The following is a 2,974-nucleotide window of genomic DNA, read 5'->3' as shown; positions in this document are numbered from 1 at the left end:
ACAGGATTACTGTTTACTGTTCACTGCTCACTGAAAAATCCCCACTTCCCCACTTCCCCACTTCCCTATCACCCTACTTCCCTAGGAGAATTAAATTATGTGGCCATTTTTGACACAAGTGAAACTGGAAGATTTTACCCAAGATTATCTAGAATTAACTCAGAAAAATCTCAAAGGTTTGGACAATCTCAAACGAGTTAAAGAAGAAGATATTCAGTGTGGAGTCTCGGAAAAAGAAGCAGTTTATCGGGAAGATAAAATCATTCTCTACCACTTTAAACCCGTGGTTGAAAAACCCTTCGAGATTCCCTTGCTGATGGTTTATGCTTTGGTCAATCGTCCCTACATGGTAGATTTACAGGAAGGGCGTTCTTTAGTGGCCAATCTGCTGAAATTAGGCTTAGATATCTACTTAATTGATTGGGGATATCCCACCAGAAGCGATCGCTGGTTAACCCTTGATGATTATATCAATGGTTATGTCGATAATTGCGTCGATTTTATTCGTCAAAGTCACCATCTCGACAAGATTAATCTGTTGGGAATCTGTCAGGGAGGAACCTTTAGTTTATGCTATAGTTCCCTCTATCCTGATAAGATAAAAAATCTGGTGACAATGGTGACACCGGTGGACTTTTATCAAACCGAGACCCTCTTAAATATGCGCGGGGGATGTTCCTTGGGTTCCGAAGCATTAGACATCGATTTAATGGTAGATACCATGGGCAATATTCCAGGAGATTTTCTCAACTTAGAGTTTCTGGAATTGAAACCTTTACAGTTAGGTTATCAGAAATACCTCGATTTTCCTGACATCATGGAAGACGAATCAAAATTAGTTAATTTTCTGCGTATGGAAAAATGGATTTTTGATAGTCCCGACCAAGCGGGAGAATCCTACCGACAGTTCCTCAAGGATTTCTATCAGCAAAATAAACTGATTAAAGGGGAAGTGATGTTAGGAGATAAACGGGTAGATTTACACAATCTGACTATGCCAATTCTCAATCTTTATGCGGATAAAGATCACCTTGTCCCTCCCGCTTCTTCCCTCGCTTTAGGGAATTATATCGGTACTTCTGACTATACCGCTTGTGCTTTCCCCGTCGGACATATCGGAATGTATGTCAGTGGCAAAGTGCAACGGGATTTACCCCCCGCTATTAGCGATTGGTTGAAAGCAAGAGGTTAACAATCCTCGCAGCTATCCCCTTTTCCAGTTTGGGAGAGGGGTGTAACACAATACAACACATCGATAAAAAAACATCTACGGGCAGTAAAATAAACTTTTGTAACAGAGGATGTTAAGCACTGTTGCAAGATCGGGCAGAATCGGAGAATCTCGTTCCTTTCGGCTAAACCCCTGTGGTACACTGCAAAGCGTACTCGCTCGTAAGTATGTAGGAGAAAACCTGAGTGTTAAGAGTCGCTGTTGTGGGTTCAGGGCCGGCCGGTTCTTCGGCGGCAGAAACATTAGCTAAAGCAGGCATTGAAACCTATTTATTTGAACGCAAATTAGATAATGCTAAACCCTGTGGTGGAGCGATTCCTCTCTGTATGGTGAGCGAATTTGACCTACCTCCTGGAATTATCGATCGCCGGGTGAGAAAAATGAAAATGATCTCCCCCTCTAACGTCGAAGTCGATATTAATCTCGATAATCAAGACGAATATATCGGAATGTGTCGTCGGGAAGTCCTTGACGGTTTTATGAGAGAACGCGCCCATAAATTAGGAGCGCATTTAATCAACGGAACCGTTTACGGTCTCGACATTCCCACCAATAGCACCGATCCCTACACCCTACACTACGCCGATCACTCCCACGGTAATTCCCAAGGGGAAATGAAATCTCTGAAGGTGGACGTGGTTATCGGTGCGGACGGTGCTAATTCTCGCATTGCCAAAGCTATTGATGCCGGGGATTACAACTATGCGATCGCTTTCCAGGAACGCATCCGTCTTCCCCAAGATAAAATGGCCTACTACGAAGACCTGGCCGAAATGTATGTAGGAAAAGACGTATCCCCCGACTTCTACGCTTGGGTATTCCCCAAATACGATCACGTCGCCGTCGGTACTGGCACAATGAAGGTCAATAAAGCCATGATTAAAGACCTACAAGCTGGTATTCGCGCTCGCGCGGCCCGTCGTCTGGAAGGAGGCGAGATCATCCGCGTGGAGGCTCACCCCATCCCCGAACATCCCCGTCCTCGTCGTGTAGTTGGTCGCGTGGCACTGGTGGGAGATGCTGCGGGAACAGTTACTAAGTCTTCGGGAGAAGGCATCTATTTCGCCGCTAAATCGGCGCGGATGTGTGCCGAAACCATTGTCGAAGTCACTAACGGCGGCCAACGTATCCCCACAGAGGACGAATTGAAACTCTACCTCAAGCGTTGGGATAAGAAATACGGTATGACCTATCTGGTATTAGATATCCTGCAACGGGTTTTCTACCGTACCGATGCCACCCGGGAAGCTTTTGTGGAAATGTGTTCCGATAAGGACGTACAAAAGATGACTTTTGACAGTTATCTCTATAAAACCGTTGTTCCCGCTAATCCTCTCGTACAGATGAAGATTACTGCTAAAACCATCGGTTCTCTCCTGCGCGGTAACGCTTTAGCTCCTTAAAATCAATTCATAACCAGAAAACCCAATCTCCCCATCGCGGTGGTTGGGTTTTCTTTTGGGTTGTTTCATCTCCTGTCTTCTCTAATTGAAACAAAAATAAGGTATGTTACCGAAATTTTGGGTTAAAGCCCCGTCCTTTTAGGACGGCTTTTTAAACTATATCTTGTTAACTTAACTTTTATTGTGCTATACTGATTTTGTCTAAGTCCCCCCTGCGTAAAATGTTTGTCTTAGAGTTTAAAGTTAAAGCTAAAACTCAACAGTATCAAGCCATAGACGATGCTATTCGTACTGCTCAATTCATCCGTAACAAATGTGTAAGGTTATGGATGGATACAAA

At 44.2% G+C, this 2,974-nt stretch carries 2 protein-coding genes and 1 pseudogene; all 3 read left to right on the top strand.

The features are described 5' to 3' along the window. Positions 1-97: 97 nt before the first annotated feature. On the top strand, positions 98-1,192 hold the full coding sequence (locus IQ242_RS21265) for a class III poly(R)-hydroxyalkanoic acid synthase subunit PhaC (protein WP_193955935.1): 1,095 nt from the start codon (positions 98-100) through the stop codon (positions 1,190-1,192). 224 nt (positions 1,193-1,416) lie between these two features. Continuing rightward, on the top strand, positions 1,417-2,634 hold the full coding sequence (chlP, locus tag IQ242_RS21260; RefSeq protein WP_193961318.1) for a geranylgeranyl reductase: 1,218 nt from the start codon (positions 1,417-1,419) through the stop codon (positions 2,632-2,634). Between the two features lie 221 nt (positions 2,635-2,855). After that, positions 2,856-2,974 (top strand): annotated as a pseudogene (locus tag IQ242_RS26435) (RNA-guided endonuclease TnpB family protein); the annotation flags it as partial.

It is taken from the genome of Microcystis sp. LEGE 08355, from assembly GCF_015207185.1.
Taxonomy (GTDB): domain Bacteria; phylum Cyanobacteriota; class Cyanobacteriia; order Cyanobacteriales; family Microcystaceae; genus Microcystis; species Microcystis panniformis.
Note: the sequence above shows the minus strand (reverse complement) of the source record. Positions and strands in the feature narration are given on the sequence as shown.

What these genes read in the sequence shown, in the direction of transcription:
- IQ242_RS21265 (WP_193955935.1), top strand. Translation starts at nt 98, where the DNA reads ATGTGGCCATTTTTGACACAAGTGAAACTGGAAGATTTTACCCAAGAT.